Here is a 21,546-nt window from a genome sequence, read left to right as displayed (position 1 = left end):
CGCGCACAGCTGTGCACGCCACGGGGTTTGCTGTCCGTCGAGCAGCGCCGACTTGATCGCGTCGGCGATCTCGGGGTGCCGGGCTGCCTCGACCAGCAGATCGGGTACGGCCCGCGAGGCGACGGGGTGACTCAGGGCGGGCCCGCTAAAGACGTCGTCGATGCCTACGAGTCCGATGAGTCGCACGCGGCGGGGGGGCGCCAAAGGGAATAAATGGCACAAAAAGCGGCTACAGAAGACGGCGATGACAACCCACCAGATCGCGGCCGCCGACGCGAACACCGCCCCGGCCGTCCGCTCCGCGACCACCGCGCGCCGCCGTCTCCTCACGCTCGGCGGCGCCTGGCTGGCCACCCGCCTGGCCATGCTCGCCCTGCTCACGCTGCCCCTCGGCCGCATGTTCGACCAGTCGGACATCGGCCGGGAGGTCCACCGGCTGTACTTCGGCTGGTACGAGCAGCTCACCCGGGGCGCCTTCCCGCTCGACGACCCCACCTGGCAGTACCCGCCCGGCGCCGCACTGGTGATCCTGGCGCCGGGCGCCCTGCCCTGGGTCACCTACTTCCAGGCGTTCCTGGGGCTCACCCTCGTCGCTGACGCCCTCGCCACCTGGGCTCTCGCCCGCGCCGGGTCGCGTCCCGGCCGCAGCCGGGCCGGGACCTGGCTCTGGGTGGGCGGGCTGCCGCTGCTCCTGCATCTGCCCCTGGTCCGTTACGACGTCCAGGTCACCGCACTCGCCGTCCTCGCCCTGCTCGCCCTGCGCTCCCGCCCCCGCCTGGGCGGCGCCCTCGCCGGCGTCGGCGCGATGGTGAAGGTCTGGCCGGCCCTCACCCTGCTGGGCGCCCCTCGCGGACGTACCACCCGCGATGCCTGGACAGCCGCCGCCGGGAGCGCCGGCGTCCTGCTCGCCGTCCTCGCCCTGGCCTTCTCGCACCCGTTCGGCTTCCTGAGGCAGCAGGGCGAGCGGGGTGTCCAGATCGAATCGACGGCCGGCACCGCGCTGTCGCTCGCGCGGCTCGCGGGCTGGCCGGGCAGGGTCGAGTACCGGTACGGCGCCATGGAGTTCACCGGCCCGTACGTGACGCCCCTCGCCCACGCCTCGCTCGTCCTGACGGCCGCCGCCTTCTGCTGGCTGCTGCTCTGGCGGATCCGGGCCCGCCGCTGGACGGCCGCCACCCCCTTCGACGCCGCACTGGGGGCCGTGCTCCTCTTCACCGTCACCAGCCGTGTGATCAGCCCGCAGTATCTGGTCTGGCTCCTGGGCCTGGCCGCCGTCTGCCTCACCTCGCGCGCCACCACCCAGCGCCCGGTCGCCATGCTCCTGGTTCCCGCGGCGGTGCTCAGCGCGCTCGCCTATCCGGTGCTGTACGGGGACGTGGTGACGGGCACGCCGCTGGGCTGCGCCCTGATGGCCGCACGCAACACCCTGCTCGTCGCCGCCGCCCTGCTGTCCTGCCGCCGGCTCTGGACCACCTCGGTGCGGCGCACGTGAAGGGGCGTCCCGCACGTGAGGGAGGGCGTCCCGAACGTGAAGGGGGCATCGTCCGGCATGTGAAGGGGGGCGCCGCGCACCGGATCCGGTGCGGGACGCCCCCCTTCACGTACTGATCAGTTTCAGACGCGCGTACGCAGCATCGTCCGCATCGTCCGCATCGCGACCGACAGGTTCGCCAGGTCGAAGGCGTCCGAACCCTGGATTTCCTCCAGCGTGGTCCGCGCACGGGTGAGGATCGCCGCGTTCTTCTCCTCCCACGCCTTGAACCGCTCCTCCGGCGTGGAACTCCCGTTGCCGACGGACAGCACGTCCTGGGTCAGGCCGGCGTGCGCCGCGTACAGGTCCTCGCGGATGGACGCACGGGCCATGGACTGCCAGCGGTCGGCCCGCGGCAGCTCGATGATCCGGTCCATCAGCCCGGTGATGGAGAGCCGGTCGGCGAGGTCGTAGTACACCTCGGCGACATCCATGGCGGGCTTCGAGGTCCGCTCGGCGATCGCGACGATGTCGAGCGTCGGGAACGCCGACGAGAACCCGGCGACCCGCAGGGCGAGCTCCTCCGGGACGCCCTCCCCGGTCAGCTCGTCCAGGATGCCCTGGTACCACTCCAGGTCCGCGCCGCGCAGCAGCTTCGGCAGCTCGCCCCAGACCCCCGCGACACCCTCTCTGAAGAACGCGATGGTCTCCGTCAGCTCCAGCGGCTGCGGCCGGTTGCCGAGCAGCCAGCGCGTGCCGCGCTCGACGAGACGGCGCGAGTGCAGCCGAATCCGGGTCTGGACACCGGCCGCGACCTGGTTGTCCAGCGCCTCGACGGCGTCCCAGACGTCGCTGAGCCCGAAGATCGCGCGGGCCGCGAACTGCGCCCGTACGATCTCCTCGATCGACGCCCCGGTCTCCTCCCGCAGGCGGTGCAGGAAGGTCGAACCGCCGGTGTTGACCGTGTCGTTCACGAGCACCGTGGTGATGATCTCGCGGCGCAGGGCGTGCGCGTCGATCTGGTCGGCGAACTGCTCGCGCAGCGGCTCGGGGAAGTACGCGTGCAGCAGGCCCCGCAGGTGCGGGTCGTCCGGCAGGCCGGTGTGGATCAGCTCCTCCGCCACCGTGATCTTGGTGTAGGCCAGCAGGACGGCCAGCTCGGGCTGGCTCAGACCCCGGCCGTTGCTCAGCAGCTCGCGGATCTGCCGGTCGGTGGGCAGGAACTCCAGCGGGCGGTCCAGGTGCCCGTCACGGCCCAGGCGGCGCATGAAGCGCTGGTGGGCGTGGAGCAGCGACGGCGCCTGGACCACAGCGTTGGCCAGGGCCGTGTTCTGCGCGTAGTTGTTGCGCAGAACCAGGGTGCCGACCTCGTCGGTCATGGTGGCCAGCAGCTGGTTGCGCTGCTTGACCGTCATGTCGCCCTCCGTCACGAGGGAGTTGAGCAGAATCTTGATGTTCACCTCGTGGTCGGAGGTGTCCACGCCCGCGCTGTTGTCGATGGCGTCGGTGTTGATGCTTCCGCCCTCGCCACCGGCGCCGCGCCGGGCGAACTCGATGCGGCCGAGCTGGGTCGCGCCCAGGTTGCCGCCCTCGCCGACGACCTTGACCCGCAGGTCCTCGCCGTTGACCCGGATGGCGTCGTTGGCCTTGTCGCCGACGTCGGCGTTCGACTCAGCCGAGGACTTGACGTACGTACCGATGCCGCCGTTCCACAGCAGGTCCACCGGCGCCTTGAGGATGGCCTGCATCAGGTCGGCCGGGGTCATCTTGGTGACGCCCCGCTCGATGCCGAGGGCCTCCCGGACGTGCGCGTTGACGGTGATCGCCTTGGCGCTGCGCGGGTGGATGCCGCCGCCGGCCGACAGCAGCTCGGTGTTGTAGTCGGCCCACGAGGAGCGCGGCAGGTCGAAGAGCCGACGGCGCTCCGCGTACGAGGTGGCCGCGTCCGGAGTGGGATCGAGGAAGATGTGCCGGTGGTCGAAGGCCGCGACCAGGCGGATGTGCTCGGAGAGCAGCATGCCGTTGCCGAAGACGTCGCCGGACATGTCGCCGACGCCGACGACGGTGAAGTCCTCGTTCTGGGTGTCGTGGCCCAGCTCGCGGAAGTGCCGCTTGACGGACTCCCAGGCGCCCCGGGCCGTGATGCCCATGCCCTTGTGGTCGTAGCCGACGGAGCCACCGGATGCGAAGGCGTCGCCGAGCCAGAAGTCGTACGCGACGGCGATCTCGTTGGCGATGTCGGAGAACGTCGCGGTGCCCTTGTCCGCGGCGACGACGAGGTAGGTGTCGTCCTCGTCGTGACGCACGACGTCCTTCGGCGGCACGACCTCGCCCGCCACCATGTTGTCTGTGATGTCGAGGAGCGCCGAGATGAAGGTCTTGTACGAGGCGATGCCCTCGGCCATCCACGCGTCACGGTCGACGGAGGGGTCGGGGAGGTTCTTCGCGACGAAGCCGCCCTTGGCGCCGACCGGCACGATCACCGTGTTCTTGACCATCTGCGCCTTGACCAGGCCGAGCACCTCCGTACGGAAGTCCTCCCGCCGGTCGGACCAGCGCAGACCGCCACGGGCGACCTTGCCGAAACGCAGGTGAACGCCCTCGACACGCGGCGAGTACACCCAGATCTCGTACGCCGGGCGGGGCGCCGGGAGGTCCGGGATGGCCTGCGGGTCGAACTTCATCGAGACGTAGGAGTGCGGCTCGCCGGTCTTCGTCTTCTGGAAGAAACCGGTGCGCAGCGTCGCCTTGATGACCGTCAGGAAGGACCGCAGGATCCGGTCCTCGTCGAGGGAGGCGACCTGGTCGAGCGCGCTGTCGAGCTCTTCGAGCAGCGCGTCGGTCAGCTCGGTGCCCGCGACCTGGCGCTCGGGCGACATGCGCGCCTCGAAGAGCGAGATCAGCAGCCGGGTGGTGTGGACGTTGTTGCGGAGGGTGTCCTCCATGTAGTCCTGGCTGAACGTCGAACCGGCCTGGCGCAGGTACTTCGCGTACGCGCGCAGCACCATCGCCTGCCGCCAGTTCAGGCCGGCGCTCAGGACGAGGGCGTTGAAGCCGTCGTTCTCGGCCTGCCCGGTCCACACGGCGGCGAACGCGTCCTGGAAGCGCTGGCGGGCGTCGTCGGCGAGGTAGTCGCCGTTGCCGTTCGACTTGGGCATGCGCAGACCGAAGTCGTAGATCCACGCGTGCGTACGGTCGGGGCAGCGCAGCTCGTAGGGGCGCTCGTCGACGACCTCGACGCCGAGGCGGGTGAGCACCGGCAGGACGGCGGAGAGCGAGACCTGCTCGCCGATCCGGTAGATCTTGAAGCGTCGCTCGCCGGGCCCGGCGCCCACCGGCTCGTACAGCGAGAGCGCGAAGTCCTTGCGGCCGTGCGTCAGCTGCTCCAGGTTGACCAGGTCGGCGACGGCGGAGCGCGGGGAGTGGTCGGCCTTGTATCCCTCGGGGAAGGCGTGACCGTACGTGCGCAGCAGTTCGGCGGCGCGCTCCTCGCCGAGCTCGGCGGTCATGGCGTCGGAGAAACCGTCGGCCCAGGAGCGGGCGGCATCGACGAGCCGGCCCTCGATGCGCTCGGTGTCGGCGTCCGTGAGGTCGGGCAGTTCGGTGCCGACGGGAACGCGGACGACGAAGTGCAGGCGCGAGAGGATCGACTCGGTGTTCCAGGCGGTGAAGTCGACGCTGATGCCGCCGAGCTCCTCCTTGAGGATGTCGATGAGGCGCAGCCGGACGCCGGTGGTGTAGCGGTCGCGGGGCAGGTAGACGATCGCCGAGTAGTAGCGGCCGTACTCGTCCTGGCGCAGGTACAGGCGCAGGCGGCGGCGCTCCTGGAGGTAGAGCACGCTCGTCACGATCGACTGGAGCTGGTCGACGGGCGTCTGGAAGAGCTCGTCGCGCGGGTACGTCTCCAGGATCTGGAGCAGGTCGCGGCCGTCGTGGCTGTTGGGCGAGAAACCCGCGCCGTCGAGGACCTCTGCCACCTTGCGTCGGATGACGGGGACCCGGCGTACGGACTCGGTGTACGCGGCGGAGGAGAAGAGCCCGAGGAAGCGGCGCTCACCGACGACGTTGCCCGAGGCGTCGAACTTCTTCACGCCGATGTAGTCGAGGTAGCTCGGCCGGTGCACGGTCGAGCGGCTGTTGGCCTTCGTCAGCACGAGCAGCTTGTGCTCGCGGGCCTTGGCGCGGGCATCGGCGGGGAGCCGGCTGAAGGTCGGGCTGACGGGGTGGTCCTCGTCGTCGCTGTGGTGCGGGTCGGAGCGCAGGATGCCGAGGCCGGTGCCGGGGACGGCGGCGAGAGCGTCGCCCTCGGTCAGCTCGTACTCGCGGTACCCGAGGAAGGTGAAGTGGTCGGCGGCGAGCCAGCGCAGCAGCTCGCGGGCCTCCTCGACCTCCTGGTCGCGCAGGTCGTCGGCGGCGGGCTCACCCGGCAGTTCGTCGGCGATGCGCAGCGCCGAGTCGCGCATCTTCTCCCAGTCCTCGACCGACTCGCGGACGTCGGACAGGACGCGCAGCAGGTCGGCGTTGATCTGCTTGAGGTCCGAACGGTCGGTCTCGCGGTCGATCTCTACGTGAATCCAAGACTCGACGAACGCGTCGTGCGGCAGCTTCTCCGTCCGGCCGCGCAGGCCGTCGGTGGGCAGCACCTCGATGAGCCTGCCGGTGACATCGCGCCGGACCGTGACCTGCGGGTGGATCACGACGTGGATGCCGCGGCCCTGGCGGGACAACTCGTTGGTGACCGAGTCCACGAGGAAGGGCATGTCGTCCGTGACCACTTCGACGACGGAGTGGCTGCAGGTCCAGCCGTTCTCCTCGACCGTGGGGGTGTGCACCCGGACGTTGGCGGTGCCCTGCGGGCGGTTTTCCGCCAGCCGGTAGTGCGAGAGAGCAGCGCCGAACACGTCGACCGGGTCTCGGTCGGCAAGGTCTTCGGGGGCCGTGTGCAGGTAGTAGCGCTGGAGGTACGCGAGGAGCGTTTCCCTGTCGGGAGTGCCTTCGCTCGTGGACCCAGTCGAAGGTTGCCCCCCGGCCGGGCTGTTCTCAGCTACCCGGGCCGCCCGTACGAGCAGCTCGGCTTTGGCTTCGTCCAGCTTGGTCTGCATGTCCTCTGGCTCCTGTCGCGCGCCATTGCGTGACGTAGATGAAGAAGGAGACACAACGCCACGACGCGGGGTATCCGGTCGGAGTCGACGTTATGCCGCGGTGAGAGATGCCCGTGACGTTATTGGCCATTTTTGACGGCCGGTCCGGGTTTCGGGGACCAGCGATCACCCGGGCACGGTGGTGCTCCGGGCGCATGCCGGGGGCGTCGCTGCCCCCGAGGGCTATCGCGCTGATCACGGCACCAGGCTATCGCCCTGCACCGGGGGGCCGTCATGTCCGGTGGATGTACAAAACCGTCCCCGAAGTTCGCCACTGTGGACATCTGCAGCCCCCGGCCCGCTCGCACCCTTACCCCGCGGCTACCCCGCCGCTACCCCGCTATGCGCTCCGCGACCGCGACCGCCTCGGTCAGGGTGTCCACCACCGGTACGCCCGCCGGCTCCAGGCTGGCCCTGCTGTGCGAGCCTCCCGTGTAGAGCACCGCCCGCGCCCCCACGTGCGCCGCAGCCACCGCGTCGTCGACCGCGTCGCCGATCACGACCACCCGCTCCGGCGCGACGCCGCCCAGCGCGCCCACATGACGGGCCATGTGGGCGGCCTTGCTGCCCCCGGACGGCCCGGTCCGCCCGTCGACCCGCACGAAGTGCCGCTCGATTCCGTAGCCCCGCACCACCGGAAGCAGCTGCTCGTGCCCGTACATGCTCAGCAGCGACTGGCTGCGGCTGCCTCCGGCCGACCACTGCACCAGCAGCTCCTCGACGCCCCGGGTGAGCGCGCACACCACCCGCAACTCGGTGTAGTGCCGGTGGAAGGCCTCGTCCATGACCAGCCACTCGGCCTCCGTGGGCAGTCGTCCCATCATCCGCTCGTAGAAGAGCGGAATGGGGACGCAGTACAGCTCCCGGTATCGCTCCAGCGTGATCGGCGCGATACCGATCTCCGCGAACGCGGCGTTCGTCGCCCCGATGACCGCGGTGATGTCGTCGAGCAGCGTGCCGTTCCAGTCCCAGACGAGATGTGTCGTCGTGTGCTTCGTCGTCGTGTGCATCCCCATGAAAAGACGGTACCCACCGGGTCTGACAACGCAGACACCCCGGTCAACGGGGAATCGGGCCCTCCGGATCAGCCGATGAGCCCCGGGATCTCCTGCACCCCGAACCACAGCAGTTCGTGGTCCTCGGCCCCGTCCACCGTGAACCGCGCGTCGTCGTCCCCGTGGTCCGCCGCACCCAGCGCCGCGGCCGCCGCCATCACGTCCGCCTCCGCGTCGTCCGCGTCGACATGCACAGCGGCCGCCTTCGCCAGCGGCACCGCGGCGGCGATCCGCACCTCGCCGATGGCCTCCGTGTCCAGGCCCCGGTCCGGGTCGGCGACCGCGTCCCCGTCCGGTACGTCGACGGCCACGACGACCCGGCGCCGCGCCGCTCCGGGATCACCCGCGAGCAGGCGCAGTGACGCGGCCGCGGCCCGGTTCAGGGCGGCGTACTCGAGCTCCTCGATGTCGTCCGAGACGTACCACTCGCGCAGGCCGGGCGTTACGGCGTACGCGGCCAGCGGGCCGGGCCCCAGCTCGCCCGCCTTGTGCGCCTCGGCGAGGCCAGGGAGGGTCAGGGGGACGTAGACGCGCATGGCAGGCCGCTTTCGTAGTCGGAGGAACGGACCCAAGGATACGTATCAGTGTCCCCTTTCGGGGTGCACCTGAGGGCCCGGGAAACGTCCACCCCGCAGGGGCGCACACATCCCGGAGCCCTTGTCCCGCCTGGCCCTCATCACCCGGATAGGTGAACCTGCCGCACGGCGGCACCAGGGTCCGACGCGCCTTGCAGCCGCCGCCCCGCCCCCCGTAGAAGATCACCAACAGAAGTTACTGCCCGGTATCAACCGGGCCGCCAGAGCGGGGGCACAGAGATGAGCAACGACAGGACCCGGCCGCAGGACCGTCGCGACCAGCGCAGGCCCGGCGCACCCACCACCACGCGCACGGCCCCGCCGTCCGTCCGGCATCACCACCGCAGGCCCACCCCGCACGAGCAGTTCGCGGAGCGCCTGCTGGCCGTACTCAGCGGCCGGCGCCCCGTGCACTGGATGCTCGGCCACACCATCGGGGAGGCGTACGAGCAACTGGTCCAGCTCGCGCCCCGCACCCCCTTGCGCACCCGGGGCACCGTCCCCGTCGTACGGAGCTGCGGCGGCTTCCACCCGCGCCCCGGCGTCGTCGAGGCGTTCGCGAGCATCGCAGCCGGTGAGCAGGTACGGGCCATGGCGTTCCGGCTGGAGCAGGGCCCCGACCTGCGCTGGCGGTGCGCCGCGGTGGAACTGGGCGGCGAACCGACGACGGCGGCCGCGCACGCGCCCGCATGACGCGGGCGCATCACGTCGTCCCGTACGACGGCGGCCGCGCACGCCCGGCATAAGGGCCCGCAGGGGGCCTCAGCAGCCTGAGGTAGCCCCGCACGGGGCCCCGCGGGCGCCGCAAACCCACGGCAGGGGGCCCGCAGCACGACGCAGGCCGCCGCGCAAAGCGCGGCCGGGGCCGGGCACCCCTCGGTGCCCGGCCCCGGCCGCGAAGCCCGTCACGACGCCTACTTCTTGCGGCGCCGCCCACCGGTCTTCTGCGCCTTGCGCCGCTCCGCCCGGGTCATGCCGTCCGACTCGGACCGCGCGGGCCCGTCACCGTTGTCGAAGTCGCCCTCAACGACACCGCCCTCACCGTCCACGCTCGGCGCGGAGAAGTGCAGCCGGTCCGGCCGCTGCGGCGCGTCCAGGCCCTTCGCCCGAATCTCCGGACGGCCGCCACCCGCCCCGCGCGTTTGAGCCGCTGCGGCGGGGGCGCCCTGCTTGGCCAGCGAGGGGCGCTCGGCCGAGTCCTGCACCGGAACCTCCTCGACCTGCTGCTCGACCTGGACCTCCAGATTGAACAGATAGCCGACGGACTCCTCCTTGATGCCGTCCATCATGGCGTTGAACATGTCGAAGCCCTCCCGCTGGTACTCGACCAGCGGGTCCTTCTGGGCCATCGCGCGCAGGCCGATGCCCTCCTGGAGGTAGTCCATCTCGTAGAGGTGCTCGCGCCACTTGCGGTCCAGGACCGACAGCACTACGCGCCGCTCCAGCTCACGCATGATGTCGGAGCCGAGCTGCGCCTCACGCTCGGCGTACTGCTCGTAGATGTCGTCCTTGATCGACTCACCGATGAACTCGGCGGTGATGCCGGCGCGGTCGCCCGCCGCGTCCTCCAGCTCCTCGACAGTGACCTTCACCGGGTAGAGCTGCTTGAACGCGCCCCACAGTCGGTCCAGGTCCCACTCCTCGGCGAAGCCCTCGACGGTCTCCGCCTGGATGTACGCGTCGATGGTGTCGTCCATGAAGTGACGCACCTGGTCCTGCAGGTCCTCGCCCTTCAGGACCCGGCGGCGCTCCCCGTAGATGACCTGACGCTGCCGGTTGAGCACCTCGTCGTACTTCAGGACGTTCTTGCGCGACTCGAAGTTCTGCTGCTCGACCTGCGACTGCGCGGAGGCGATCGCACGCGTCACCATCTTGTTCTCGATCGGTACGTCGTCGGGCACATTGGCCATCGCCATGACCCGCTCGACCATCGCCGCCTTGAACAGACGCATCAGGTCGTCGCCCAGCGACAGGTAGAACCGCGACTCGCCCGGGTCGCCCTGACGGCCGGAGCGGCCGCGCAGCTGGTTGTCGATACGCCGCGACTCGTGCCGCTCGGTGCCGAGCACGTAGAGGCCGCCGAGCTCCTTGACCTCTTCGAACTCGGCCTTGACGGCCTGCTCGGCCTTCACCATGGCCGCCGGCAGCGCCGCCGCCCACTCCTCGATGTGCTCCTCGGGGTCGAGGCCGCGCTGGCGCAGCTCCGCCTCCGCGAGGTCGTCCGGGTTTCCGCCGAGCTTGATGTCCGTACCGCGGCCGGCCATGTTCGTGGCGACGGTCACGGCGCCCTTGCGGCCTGCCTGGGCGATGATCGGCGCCTCACGGTCGTGTTGCTTGGCGTTGAGGACCTCGTGCTGGACACCGCGCTTGGACAGCTGCTGCGAGAGGTACTCGGACTTCTCGACCGAGGTGGTGCCGACCAGGATCGGCTGGCCCTTCTCGTGCTTCTCCGCGATGTCGTCGACGACCGCGGCGAACTTCGCGACCTCGGTGCGGTAGATCAGGTCCGACTGGTCGGCGCGGACCATCGGCCGGTTCGTCGGAATCGGCACGACGCCCAGCTTGTAGATCTGGTGGAACTCGGCGGCCTCGGTCATGGCCGTACCGGTCATGCCGGAAAGCTTGTCGTAGAGGCGGAAGAAGTTCTGCAGGGTGATCGTGGCGAGGGTCTGGTTCTCGTCCTTGATGTCCACCCCTTCCTTCGCCTCGATCGCCTGGTGCATGCCCTCGTTGTAGCGGCGGCCGGCGAGGATACGGCCCGTGTGCTCGTCGACGATCATGACTTCGCCGTCGATGACGACGTAGTCCTTGTCGTTCTTGAAGAGCTCCTTGGCCTTGATGGCGTTGTTCAGATAGCCGACGAGGGGGGTGTTCACCGACTCGTAGAGGTTGTCGATGCCCAGCCAGTCCTCGACCTTGGCGACACCCGACTCGTGGATGGCGACGGTGCGCTTCTTCTCGTCGACCTCGTAGTCGCCGGTCTCCTCGATGCCCTTGAGCGGGTTGCCGGGCTCGCCCCTCTTCAGGCGGACGACCAGCTTGGCGAAGTCGGCGTACCACTTGGTCGCCTGGTCGGCCGGGCCCGAAATGATCAGCGGCGTACGGGCCTCGTCGACCAGGATCGAGTCGACCTCGTCGACAATCGCGAAGTTGTGGCCGCGCTGGACGAGTTCGTCCTGGGACCACGCCATGTTGTCGCGCAGATAGTCGAAACCGAATTCGTTGTTCGTGCCGTACGTGATGTCGCAGCGGTACATCTCACGGCGCTGCGCGGGCGACATGTTCGAGAGAATGCAGCCGACGTCGAGGCCGAGGAATTTGTGCACCCGGCCCATCATCTCGGAGTCGCGCTCGGCCAGGTAGTCGTTCACCGTGATCAGGTGGACGCCCTTGCCGGACAGCGCGTTCAGATAGGCGGGCAGCGTGCCGACGAGGGTCTTGCCCTCACCGGTCTTCATCTCGGCGACATAACCGAGATGCAGGGCGGCGCCACCCATCATCTGTACGTCGTAGTGGCGCTGACCGAGCACGCGCTTCGCGGCCTCACGGACCGTCGCGAACGCCTCGGGGAGCAGGTCGTCCAGGCTCTCGCCGTCGACGTACCGTTCCTTGTACTCATCGGTGAGCGCCCGCAACTCGGCGTCGGAGAGGTCGACGAAGTCCTCTTCGATGGAGTTGACCTGGTCCGCGATGCGGTGCAGTTTGCGCAGGATCTTACCTTCGCCTGCACGCATGAGCTTGTTGAAGACGGACACTGAGGCTGGTCTCCTTGCCGGTCGGGCCTGTGCACTGGGTCGTTTACGGACGCTGGCGCGGGCACGGCAGGTGGTCCCCACCGCAACGGCCATCGTAAGCGAGGACCCCGCCGCGCCGGGAAGTCCGCCCGCAGAAGGCCTGCCACCACCCGCAAAGAGAACGGACAGGGGGCCCGGAAGGTGCCGGGCCATCCCGAAAAGGTCTGGCGCCCGTACCGCGCCCCGCCGAGAATCGGCAGATGGAGCCCACCACCCTGACCACGGAGCGCCTGCTGCTCAGGCCGTTCGAACCGGCCGACGCGAAGGCCGTCTTCCTGGCCTGCCAGGACCCCGACATCCAGCGCTGGACGGCCGTCCCCGCGCCGTACGAACGTCAGCACGCCGAGGACTTCGTCAGCAAGATCGTCCCGGACGGCTGGCGCCACGACACGGGGTACGTGTTCGCGGTACTGACCCGAGGCGACCAGGAGCTGGTGGCGTTGATAGGCACGATCACGCGCGGCGACGGCGCGGCCGAGATCGGCTACTGGGCGGCGAAGCCCCACCGCGGCCGCGGATACGTCACGGAGGCCGCGAAGGCGCTTGCCCACTGGGCGTTCACCGCGGCGGGCATCGAACGCCTCGAATGGCGTGCGGAGGTCGGCAACCACGCGTCGCGAGCGGTCGCGGAGAAGACCGGTTTCGTCCTGGAGGGCACCGAACGCTCCGGCCTGGCGAACAACGGGGTACGCCGGGACGGCTGGCTCGCTGCCCTGCTCCCCTCCGACCTCGGCCTGCCGACCACCCACCCCTACCTGCCGACCGGCACCGGGACCCGCCAGAGACCGGCCGGCAGTTGCGGGGCGGCCTGAATCACCGCAGTTCAGGGCCCGTTGTCAGCGGCGCCGCTTAGGGTGCGGCCATGACGAGTCTGCTGTCGCCCACGGCCTCCCTGTCCGCCGACGAAGCCCGCAGGATCGCCCTGCGCGCCCAGGGTTTCCTGGGCGCTGCGGACCGGCGGGGCGGGGTTCGGGGTGTCCTGCGCCATCTGGGAGCGGTGCAGCTCGACACCATCTCGGTGCTGGCCCGGTCGCACGAGCTGATTCCGTACGCGCGCCTGGGCGCGGTGGGCCGCCAGACTGTCGACGCCGCGTACTGGACCGGCACGCACGCCTTCGAGTACTGGTCGCACGCCGCGTGCATCCTGCCGATCGAGGAGTGGCCACACTTCGCGTTCCGCCGCCGCGCCTACCGCAACCGCCCGCACTGGCATCACGACCTGCCGGACGGCGCGTACGAAGCGGTGATCAAGCAGTTGCGCACCGAAGGCCCCTTGACGGCAACCGAATTGGGCGGCGCGAAGAACGGCGGCGAGTGGTGGGACTGGTCGGGATCGAAGGTCGCCGTCGAGCGGGCGCTGATGTACGGCGAGGTGGTGTGCGCCGAGCGGCGCGGCTGGAAGCGGGTCTACGACCTCGCCGAGCGCGCCGTCCCTGACGCCGTCCACCACGACGACCTGGACGACACCGAGTGCCTTCGCCGCCTGGTGGGGCTGGCCGGGCAGGCCCTGGGCGTCGGCACGCGGGCCGACATCGCGGACTACCACCGGCTCAAGGGCGAGCAGGTCGAGTCGGTGATCGCCGAGTCGGGGCTGGTCCCGGTGGAGGTCGAGGGCTGGGCCAAGCCCGCCTGGGCGGACCCCCAGGCGCTGGCGAGCGCCCCCCGCGGCCGCCACCGGACGACCCTGCTGTCGCCGTTCGACTCACTGATCTGGGACCGTCCGCGCACGGAGCGCATCTTCGGCTTCACGCACCGCCTGGAGGCGTATGTCCCCAAGCCGAAGCGTGTGAACGGGTACTTCGCGATGCCCCTGCTGGCAGGCGGTCGGCTGCTCGGCCGGGTCGACCCGGCCCGCGAGGGGAAAACGCTGGTGGCGCGGCAGGTGTCGCTGGACAACGGCAAGGCGGTCCGGCCCATGGCCGAGGCGCTGGTCGAAGCGGCGAAGTGGGTCGGCTGCACGAACGTACGGCTGGAGCGGGTCGCGGCACCGGAGCTGCGTGACCCCCTGGCCGCCGAACTGGCGCTTCTGACCTGAGGCGTCCCGCCCGGCTCCCGCTCAGCCGATCTCGAGGATCTTCTCCCGCATCGCGTAGACCACGGCCTCCATCCGGGAGTGCAGCTGCAGCTTCTCCAGGATGTTCCGCACATGGTTCTTCACGGTGTTCTCCGAGATGAACAACTCCTTGGCGATGTCACGGTTGTTCATACCGGTCGCGACCAGCTTGAGCACTTCCAGCTCTCGCTCGGTCAGCCGGGGAGCGGGCACCAGCCGGCGCTCGTCGGTGCGCTGGATCATCGACTTGAACTCGGTGAGGAGTTTCGACGCCATGGACGGGCTGATCTGGGACTGGCCGTCGGCCACCGCCCGGATCGCCGTCGCCACCTCGTCCGTGGAGATCTCCTTGAGGAGATATCCGGTGGCTCCCGCCTTGATCGCGTCGTAGAGGTCCGCCTCCTCGTCGCTGATCGTCAGCATGATGATCTTTGTGCTGGGGGCCACCTCCTTGATCGAGGTGCACGCCTCGATGCCGCCGCGCTTGGGCATCCGTACGTCCATCAGCACGATGTCGGGGAGCAGGTCGGCGGCCTTGTCGACCGCTTCGGCGCCGTCCGCGGCCTCACCGACGACCTGGATGTCCTCCTCCTGGGCGAGGACGATCTCCAGCCCCCTGCGGAACAACGCGTGATCGTCGACGACCAGCACCCTGATGGGCTCCTTGCGCGAACCGCCGCTCTCCTCGCCGAAACCGCACTCGCCGTCGGCGTCCGTCGTGCCGGACTGGTGGTACACCGGACCGAAGCTGTCCGCCATCGTTCCTCCCCCTGAAGGCCGTGGCCCACAATTCATGAGCTGCCCCAACCGCACTGCGCGGAGCGCCGATTGGCTTGCGAGGCCATGATTTCATGCCCGGCCCAAGGAGCGGTGATCCCGCGGGTCGCACGGTGGTGCCCCTGGAGCGCACAGACACTCCAGGGGCACCACCCACAGAGGGGTACGGCGCGCCGCACGCTGTCGTTCAGCGCGCCCGGCGATCACCCGCCGAGTGCACCGCCGGCGCCGGCCGCATCGGGTTCGGCGAGGGGGTCGGTCGTCAGGTGGATGACACCGTAGTCGTAGGCGTGCCGCCGGTAGACGACACTGGGCTCCTTCGTCTCGGAGTCGACGAAGAGGTAGAAGTCGTGCCCGACGAGCTCCATCTCGTAGAGCGCCTGGTCGAGCGTCATCGCAGCCGCGATGTGCGTCTTCTCGCGGACCACCAGCGGCCCATCGCCCTGCACTTCGAGCGGTCCGATCCTGGTGGTGGGGATGGTTGCCGGCGGCGCCTCTTCGGCGACCAGCACCCCGTTCCCGTTGATCTCAGCGGCGCCCGGCACGGTCGAACCGACATCGGCGGCCGAGAGCCGACCGGTACCACGGCGCGTGTGGCGCTTGTCGTGCTGCTTCCTCAGCCGCGCCTCGAGCTTGCCCGTGGCCAGGTCCAGCGCGGCGTACGGGTCGCCTGCCGAGGCCTCGGCACGGATCACCGGTCCTCGCGAGTGAAGCGTGATCTCCACACGGTCGGAACGGTCGGCCTGCCGCGGGTTGGGCTCCTTGGACACCTCGACGTCCAGACTGATCACCTTGCCGTCGAGCTTCTGGATCTTGTCCAGCTTCAGCTTCTCGGCCACGTGCTTGCGGAACCTCTCGGGCACCTCGGTCTTGCGGCCCTTGACGACGATGTCCACGCAGAACTCCGTTCCCGGATAGCCCCGCTCAGCGGCGGAGCATCTCCCTTTCGCACCAGGTCCCGGTGGTCACCGGAACCTCGGACTTGGTGACTTTCACCTCCTCCTCCCCAGTCGACAAGGTCCCCACCCCATCGATTTCGGGTGAAGGCTCATCGATTCCGGGTGAAGGCCCCATCCATTTCGGATGAGGAAAAACCCGAAGCGCAGCAGTCCAGAAAGTGAGGCACAGGGTCTGCTTTTCCTCACAACCGAACATAGCTCGCCCGGGCCCATGTCGGCACCTGCTACCGGCGCGTACCTCCGAACAGGTGCTTTTCCATGCTCACCACCTGCAACGATCCGTGTACCCCATCAGTTCCAGTTTATTTCGAATGCGAGCGCGGGAGCCGCGACTACTGCCGCTTTCAACTGTCCGGAATCGCAAAGCATCCGGCCTTGTGCGGCACGCAGTGCACGAGCCGCCTCGGCGAGCGAAGCACCCGTGGTCATGAGGTCGTCCACGAGTACGGCCCTGCCGCTCTCCAGGAGCCGTTCGCCCCCGGCCATGACATCCAGGGCCCCCGTCAGGTTCGCCGCCCTCTGCCGGGCGCTCAAGCCCGACTGGTCGCTCACCGCACGCCGCTGCCGGAGCACGGCGAGCATCTGGGCCGGTCTGCCGGAGCGGCGCAGTTCGCCCGCGGCGGCCCTGGCGATCCGGCGCGCAGGATCGTGCCCACGGGCTCTGACGGCGTTGCGCGCGGACGGCACGGGCACAAGCAGCAAAGGTCCGGCTCTCGCGGGCGGAGCACCGGCCACGGCGGCACGTACAGCGCCGGCGAGCGCGACACCCAGTGCCCCCGCCATGCCCAGCGCACCACGCTCCTTGTGCCCGAGCAGTACGGCCCGTACGGCGTCCTCGTACGGGGCGGCGGCGTGCACGGCGGGGAGCCCGGGGGGTTCCGGGACAGGGCGCACCCTGCGGGCTCCGGCGCCGTACAACGCCTGGGCGCAGTTGGCGCACAGCGGCGTTCTCGGAGTGCCGCAGCCGCCACATGCGACCGGCAGCACCAGACCTGCGACTTCCCGCCACCATCCGTGCATGGCATCAACTGTGCCCACAGTCACGCGATGCAACCACCCCTGTGGAAAACCCGATCGCGGCTCCCCGGCACCGAGGGGCGGGGGCTACCCCGGGTAGACCGGGGAGGATCCCTTGCTGACCACGGCCTTCCAGTTGGCGCCGGGCGGCAGCCGCACGATTCCGTCTTCCAGTGAGTGCGCCAGCAGCGGCAGTCGGTTGTCGTCCGCCGACGCGACCGCGGTCACCCGGTTCGCGCCGGGCACCGACTGTGCGTCCGACGTCGAACCGTCCGTCTGCAGATAGCGAAGCTGCTGCACCCCGCCGGATTCGCGGCCGACCACCACCAGACGGCTGCGGCCGGCCCAGGACACCGCGGTCACTTCCTCCATCTGCGGGGCGATGGACCGCAGGTCGGCGACCGACACCTCCTGCCTGCCGCCCTCCTCCGCGGGCTCACGCCGCTCGACCCGGCCGAGCTTGAGCGTCGTCCGGCCGTCCTGCGAGACCAGCAACGCGATCCGTACGCCGTCCGCGGACACCTTCAGGGCCTCGATGCGGGCCCCGTCCAGACCGTCGACGATCCTGACCTCGGCAGGCTTGCCCTCGCCGCCCGCCAGCCGCAGCAGCCGGGGGTCACGTGGGTCACGGTCTGCCACCCACAGGTCGCCCCGGCCGTCCCAGCTCGGAGTGGTCAGGCGGTCCTTCCCGTCCTTGGCACTGCTGGTCAGCACGGGCTCCCCGGGCTCGCTGTCGCTGACGGCGGACGCCACGTACAGCGCCCGCGCGTCCCGGGAGACTCCCGCGGCACGCCGTTCGTCGCGCGCCACGGCAACGGCGCCCAGCCGTCGCTCGCCACTGCCGAACGGTCCCGGCACAAGGTCCGTCTCCGCTTCGACCTCGGCACTCTCGGTGCTCGCGACCATCCGCGCGAGCCGCTGCTTGGCATCGAGGAAGTACTGGTAATCGGGGCTGCCGGAGGCACGTTCCGGAGCGAAATCCTGCGCCTGGTCGCCGCCGAGCACGCACAGCGTCGAGCTGTCCGCGCGCTGCAACTCCACCTGGCTGACCCGGTAGGACGTCAGGTCCCGCAGCGTGAAGAGCAGTTGCGCGGCCATCTCCCTGCACCGCTTCTGACCGACGTTCGAGGCCTTGTCATTGAGCGGCACCGTGAGGGCGTTGCTGTCATCGAACGCCAGCGACTTGGTGCCCCCCTTCAGTTTCAGCTCCGTACCGGTGGGGAAGCTCGAACCGACCACTGGCTTCAGCCGGTTGGTCGGCCCGCTGAGCAGCGCCTCGACCGTCTGCGTCACCGGGTCCATCTGCGTCTGCGGGTCCATGCGCTTACGCACGTAGACAGGGTCGGCGACCAGCCACGGACGAGCACCAGTCCGCTCGGACGACATACCGGACGCGAAGTAGTACTTATTAACAGAGCTGTAGATCCGCTCGAAGTCCGACTCCCCGAGCACCAGCCCCTGCGGCAGACCGTCGATGCGCCACTGCTGGCCGTCCGGACCGCTCTGCCGGCTGAGGTGGACAGCCCCGTGGTACTCGCGGTCGACCGGCCGGTAGGCCCGCTGCGCGTCCACCTCGGCGACCTGCGTGCCGGTCAGCTTGTAGGTGTACGCCCCGCCCTCGCGGTCGTTGGTCCGCTGGTCCTGGGCCACCGGGCCGTTGTCCAGCACCGTGACGCGGCTCGGGTCCCACTTCTGGGACGCCTTCTTCGTCAGGTACTTACGGGCCGTGGCGAACTCGGGGTCGTCACCCGTCATCGCCTCCAGGAAGCCCTCGATGATCTCGTTGGGCTGTGCGCCGTCGCGCGGCGCCATCCCGTACACGCGCACCTGCGAGTCGCCGCGCGGCGACGCCTCCACGGCCTCCACGTCGCCGCTGTCCGGCATGGACGCACAGCCTGCCAGCAGCAGGCCGCTGCACCCCAGCAACACCGGCGTGCGCAGGACCCGCGGGCGGCTGCCGCCTCCGCTCCCTGATCCGGCCCGACCCGGGAGGAGGAACCTAGCGCCCACTGGTGATGTCCTTCCGCTCCGCCTGCGATGAACTGTCGCTCTCGGCCGTCGGCCGCGCGACCACCCGAGCCCCGCTGCCCGGCAGCGCCGTCGGATCCGCGGTGGGCGCCGCACGCACCGACGTGGGCAGCGGTGAACGGTCTGCGCCTGGCTGCGCGGGCACACTCGCGAGCCGGTACGCACCGCCGTCCTGCCCGTCGCCCAGCCTGCTGTCCGCCTCCGCGTGCTCACGGCCGCGCCGGGAGTCCTCGGGCTCCAGCGGAATCGGCGAGCCCCGCAGCGATTCGTCCGCGGTACGCGGCAGCGTCAGCCGGAACTGCGATCCGCCGCCGGGCTCGCCCCACGCTTGCAGCCACCCGCCATGCAGGCGGGCGTCCTCGACGGCGATGGAGAGGCCGAGCCCCGTACCGCCGGTGGTGCGCGCCCTTGCGGGATCGGCCCGCCAGAACCGGTTGAAGACCCGGGTCGCCTCGCCGGGCTTGAGGCCCACCCCGTAGTCACGGACCGCCACGGCGACGGCCCCGCCCGCGGCGCCCAGGCGCACCACCACTTCGCGGCCCTCACCGTGCTCGACGGCGTTGACCACCAGGTTGCGCAGCACGCGCTCCACGCGCCGGGGGTCGGCCTCCGCCACGACGGGCTGCTCGTCGCCGGTCACCCGGATGTGGGTGCCCTTGCGCTCAGCCAGCGGCTCGGCGCCCTCGATGACCCGGCGTACGACCTCGCGCAGATCTATCGGCTCCGCCTCCAGCGCCGCCGCACCGGCGTCGAAGCGGCTGATTTCCAGCAGATCGGCGAGCAGCGACTCGAAGCGGTCCAGCTGGCCCGCGAGCAGCTCCGCGGACCGGGCGGGCACCGGATCGAAGTCGGCGCGTGCCTCGTGAATGACGTCGGCGGCCATCCGCACGGTCGTCAGGGGCGTGCGCAACTCGTGGGAGACGTCAGAGACGAAGCGCCGCTGCAGCCGGGACAGCTCCTCCATCTGCTGAATCTTGACCTGCAGGCTCTGTGCCATCTTGTTGAAGGCCTCACCGAGGCGGGCGATGTCGTCCTCACCGGTGACCTTCATACGTTCCTGGAGCCGGCCGGCGGACAGCCGCTCGGCGACCCCGGCGGCCATCCGCACGGGAGTGACGACCTGGCGCACCACGAGCCACGCGATGCCGCCGAGGAGGACGACGACGAACACGCCCGCGGTGGCCAGCGTGGTCTGCACCAGGCTCAGCGACTCCTCCTCCTGCGTGAGCGGGAAGAGGTAGTAGAGCTGGTAGGGCTGCCCGCTGTTGTCGTTGAGCTGCCTGCCGATGACCAGGCCGGCCTCCGGCGTCTGCTCGTCGGTGTAGGAGATCCGGACGAATGCCTTGTGCGCCTGGCCTGCGCCCTCGTCGACAGCGTCCCGCAGCTCCTGCGGCACGCTCGCCGCCTGGTTCACGCCGCCCGACGCACGCGGCCCGCGATTGATCGAGTCCTCGTCGTCGGAGTTGGCACTGAGCACCACCACGTGAAAGGCCTGCCGGCCACCGCTGGCCAGCTGCTCCACGAGGTCGGTCCGCCAGTTGGTGGCGTTGCGGGCGGCGGCCCTGGCCTCCGCCCCGTCCCCGGCGCCCGTGGTCCCCGCGACCGCACGGGCTTTCTCCTCCGCCACGTCGAACCCGCCGGCCGCCTGGCTCTGGGCGGCCTCCTGCTTCGCGTCGAGCAGACCGTTGCGGACCTGCCACATGACGACGAAACCGAGCAGCAGCACCACGCCGAGCGACATCACCAGCGAGCCGACGACCACCCGCAGCTGGATGTTGCGCCGCCACAGCCGCAGCGTGGGCAGCAGCGGCCGGCGCACCCAGCGCGCGAAAAGCCTCAGGGCGGGTCCACCCTGCAGAAAGCGGCCGCCCCTCGCCGTGAGGGACGCCGACGGCGTCGAGGACCGTCGCTGAGGACCGGCAGCCCGCTCCGTACGGACTCCCGGCTCCCCGGGCCTCGGAGCAGCGCTGCCTCGGGTCATATCAGCTCGGTCCGGCCTTGTAGCCGACACCGCGGACGGTCACCACGATCTCGGGTCGCTCGGGGTCCTTCTCGACCTTCGAGCGCAGCCGCTGGACATGGACGTTGACCAGCCGGGTGTCCGCGGCGTGGCGGTAGCCCCACACCTGCTCCAGCAGCACCTCGCGGGTGAACACCTGCCAGGGTTTGCGGGCGAGCGCGACCAGCAGGTCGAACTCGAGCGGCGTCAGGGCGATGGACTGCCCCTCTCGCTTAACGGAATGCCCGGCCACGTCGATGACCAGATCCCCGATCGCCAGCTGCTCCGGCGCCGGCTCCTCCGACCTCCTCAGTCGCGCCCTGATACGGGCGACGAGCTCCTTGGGCTTGAACGGCTTGACGATGTAGTCGTCGGCACCGGACTCCAGCCCCACGACCACGTCTACGGTGTCGCTCTTGGCGGTGAGCATGACGATCGGCACCCCGGACTCGGCCCGGATCAGCCGGCAGACTTCGATGCCGTCCCGTCCGGGCAGCATGAGATCCAGCAGCACCAGGTCAGGCTTGGCCTCCCTGAATGCGGCCAGTGCCTTGTCGCCATCCGCTACGAACGACGGCTCAAAACCTTCACCACGCAGCACAATGCCGAGCATCTCGGCGAGTGCGGTGTCGTCGTCGACGACAAGGACGCGTCCCTTCATAAACGACATCATCCCA

The 21,546-nt window shown here is 70.0% G+C and carries 14 protein-coding genes and 1 pseudogene; 4 read left to right on the top strand and 11 right to left on the bottom strand.

Annotated elements, in window-relative coordinates:
• Positions 1 to 27: 27 nt before the first annotated feature.
• A pseudogene (locus ACU6WZ_RS17920) lies at positions 28 to 138 on the bottom strand (TetR family transcriptional regulator); the annotation flags it as partial.
• Positions 139 to 244: 106 nt separating this feature from the next.
• Here ACU6WZ_RS17920 and ACU6WZ_RS17915 point away from each other — a divergent pair.
• Positions 245 to 1,492 carry a glycosyltransferase 87 family protein gene (locus tag ACU6WZ_RS17915; RefSeq protein WP_447029049.1) on the top strand — a complete coding sequence of 416 codons (1,248 nt, stop codon included), beginning with the start codon at positions 245 to 247 and terminating at the stop codon, positions 1,490 to 1,492.
• Positions 1,493 to 1,614: 122 nt separating this feature from the next.
• Here ACU6WZ_RS17915 and ACU6WZ_RS17910 read toward each other — a convergent pair whose 3' ends face one another.
• The 3 genes from ACU6WZ_RS17910 to ACU6WZ_RS17900 all read right to left on the bottom strand — a co-directional run bounded on the left by ACU6WZ_RS17910 (position 1,615) and on the right by ACU6WZ_RS17900 (position 8,203).
• Complete coding sequence (locus ACU6WZ_RS17910; protein WP_447029048.1) at positions 1,615 to 6,573, bottom strand: NAD-glutamate dehydrogenase; 4,959 nt, start codon at positions 6,571 to 6,573, stop codon at positions 1,615 to 1,617.
• 371 nt (positions 6,574 to 6,944) lie between these two features.
• Positions 6,945 to 7,622, bottom strand: coding sequence for an HAD family hydrolase (locus tag ACU6WZ_RS17905; protein ID WP_447034107.1), 678 nt, complete (start codon positions 7,620 to 7,622; stop codon positions 6,945 to 6,947).
• A 74-nt stretch (positions 7,623 to 7,696) separates the two neighbouring features.
• Complete coding sequence (locus ACU6WZ_RS17900; RefSeq protein WP_447029047.1) at positions 7,697 to 8,203, bottom strand: DUF6912 family protein; 507 nt, start codon at positions 8,201 to 8,203, stop codon at positions 7,697 to 7,699.
• Positions 8,204 to 8,482: 279 nt separating this feature from the next.
• Between ACU6WZ_RS17900 and ACU6WZ_RS17895 the strand changes: the two genes are divergently transcribed.
• Positions 8,483 to 8,935 (top strand): Rv3235 family protein, encoded by a 453-nt coding sequence (locus ACU6WZ_RS17895; RefSeq protein WP_447029046.1) that lies wholly within the window; start codon positions 8,483 to 8,485, stop codon positions 8,933 to 8,935.
• 221 nt (positions 8,936 to 9,156) lie between these two features.
• Here the strand turns inward: ACU6WZ_RS17895 and secA are convergent, their stop codons facing one another.
• The gene (gene secA, locus ACU6WZ_RS17890) at positions 9,157 to 11,997 is read right to left on the bottom strand and encodes a preprotein translocase subunit SecA (protein ID WP_447029045.1); all 2,841 of its coding nucleotides are present in this window, start codon (positions 11,995 to 11,997) and stop codon (positions 9,157 to 9,159) included.
• A gap of 239 nt (positions 11,998 to 12,236) precedes the next feature.
• On the opposite strand from secA, the gene ACU6WZ_RS17885 reads away from it, so the two are divergent.
• Entirely contained in the window at positions 12,237 to 12,848 is a 612-nt protein-coding gene (locus ACU6WZ_RS17885) for a GNAT family N-acetyltransferase (RefSeq protein WP_447029044.1), read from the top strand.
• A 50-nt stretch (positions 12,849 to 12,898) separates the two neighbouring features.
• Positions 12,899 to 14,071 carry a winged helix-turn-helix domain-containing protein gene (locus ACU6WZ_RS17880; protein WP_447029043.1) on the top strand — a complete coding sequence of 391 codons (1,173 nt, stop codon included), beginning with the start codon at positions 12,899 to 12,901 and terminating at the stop codon, positions 14,069 to 14,071.
• Positions 14,072 to 14,092: 21 nt separating this feature from the next.
• On the opposite strand, the gene ACU6WZ_RS17875 is transcribed toward ACU6WZ_RS17880, so the two are convergent.
• From ACU6WZ_RS17875 to mtrA, 6 genes are all read right to left on the bottom strand, one after another.
• A complete protein-coding gene (locus ACU6WZ_RS17875; RefSeq protein ID WP_447029042.1) occupies positions 14,093 to 14,848 on the bottom strand; it encodes a response regulator in 756 nt (251 codons plus the stop codon).
• Positions 14,849 to 15,069: 221 nt separating this feature from the next.
• Positions 15,070 to 15,762, bottom strand: a complete 693-nt coding sequence (gene hpf / locus ACU6WZ_RS17870) for a ribosome hibernation-promoting factor, HPF/YfiA family (protein WP_447029041.1) — start codon at positions 15,760 to 15,762, stop codon at positions 15,070 to 15,072.
• Positions 15,763 to 16,116: 354 nt separating this feature from the next.
• A complete protein-coding gene (locus tag ACU6WZ_RS17865; RefSeq protein WP_447029040.1) occupies positions 16,117 to 16,845 on the bottom strand; it encodes a ComF family protein in 729 nt (242 codons plus the stop codon).
• Positions 16,846 to 16,929: 84 nt separating this feature from the next.
• The gene (locus ACU6WZ_RS17860) at positions 16,930 to 18,726 is read right to left on the bottom strand and encodes an LpqB family beta-propeller domain-containing protein (protein WP_447029039.1); all 1,797 of its coding nucleotides are present in this window, start codon (positions 18,724 to 18,726) and stop codon (positions 16,930 to 16,932) included.
• A gap of 115 nt (positions 18,727 to 18,841) precedes the next feature.
• Positions 18,842 to 20,851, bottom strand: a complete 2,010-nt coding sequence (gene mtrB / locus ACU6WZ_RS17855; protein ID WP_447029038.1) for an MtrAB system histidine kinase MtrB — start codon at positions 20,849 to 20,851, stop codon at positions 18,842 to 18,844.
• A 1-nt stretch (position 20,852) separates the two neighbouring features.
• Positions 20,853 to 21,542 (bottom strand): two-component system response regulator MtrA, encoded by a 690-nt coding sequence (gene mtrA / locus ACU6WZ_RS17850; protein ID WP_187281934.1) that lies wholly within the window; start codon positions 21,540 to 21,542, stop codon positions 20,853 to 20,855.
• Positions 21,543 to 21,546 lie beyond the last annotated feature (4 nt).

It is taken from the genome of Streptomyces hypolithicus (genome assembly GCF_052934925.1).
Note: the sequence above shows the minus strand (reverse complement) of the source record. Positions and strands in the feature narration are given on the sequence as shown.

Bases quoted from the DNA above. Each gene is read 5' to 3' on its own strand.
- ACU6WZ_RS17915 (WP_447029049.1), top strand. From the start codon at position 245: ATGACAACCCACCAGATCGCGGCCGCCGACGCGAACACCGCCCCGGCC.
- ACU6WZ_RS17910 (WP_447029048.1), bottom strand. From the start codon at position 6,573: ATGCAGACCAAGCTGGACGAAGCCAAAGCCGAGCTGCTCGTACGGGCG.
- ACU6WZ_RS17905 (WP_447034107.1), bottom strand. From the start codon at position 7,622: ATGCACACGACGACGAAGCACACGACGACACATCTCGTCTGGGACTGG.
- ACU6WZ_RS17900 (WP_447029047.1), bottom strand. From the start codon at position 8,203: ATGCGCGTCTACGTCCCCCTGACCCTCCCTGGCCTCGCCGAGGCGCAC.
- ACU6WZ_RS17895 (WP_447029046.1), top strand. From the start codon at position 8,483: ATGAGCAACGACAGGACCCGGCCGCAGGACCGTCGCGACCAGCGCAGG.
- ACU6WZ_RS17885 (WP_447029044.1), top strand. From the start codon at position 12,237: ATGGAGCCCACCACCCTGACCACGGAGCGCCTGCTGCTCAGGCCGTTC.
- ACU6WZ_RS17880 (WP_447029043.1), top strand. From the start codon at position 12,899: ATGACGAGTCTGCTGTCGCCCACGGCCTCCCTGTCCGCCGACGAAGCC.
- ACU6WZ_RS17875 (WP_447029042.1), bottom strand. From the start codon at position 14,848: ATGGCGGACAGCTTCGGTCCGGTGTACCACCAGTCCGGCACGACGGAC.
- ACU6WZ_RS17865 (WP_447029040.1), bottom strand. From the start codon at position 16,845: ATGCACGGATGGTGGCGGGAAGTCGCAGGTCTGGTGCTGCCGGTCGCA.
- ACU6WZ_RS17860 (WP_447029039.1), bottom strand. From the start codon at position 18,726: ATGCCGGACAGCGGCGACGTGGAGGCCGTGGAGGCGTCGCCGCGCGGC.
- mtrB (WP_447029038.1), bottom strand. From the start codon at position 20,851: ATGACCCGAGGCAGCGCTGCTCCGAGGCCCGGGGAGCCGGGAGTCCGT.
- mtrA (WP_187281934.1), bottom strand. From the start codon at position 21,542: ATGATGTCGTTTATGAAGGGACGCGTCCTTGTCGTCGACGACGACACC.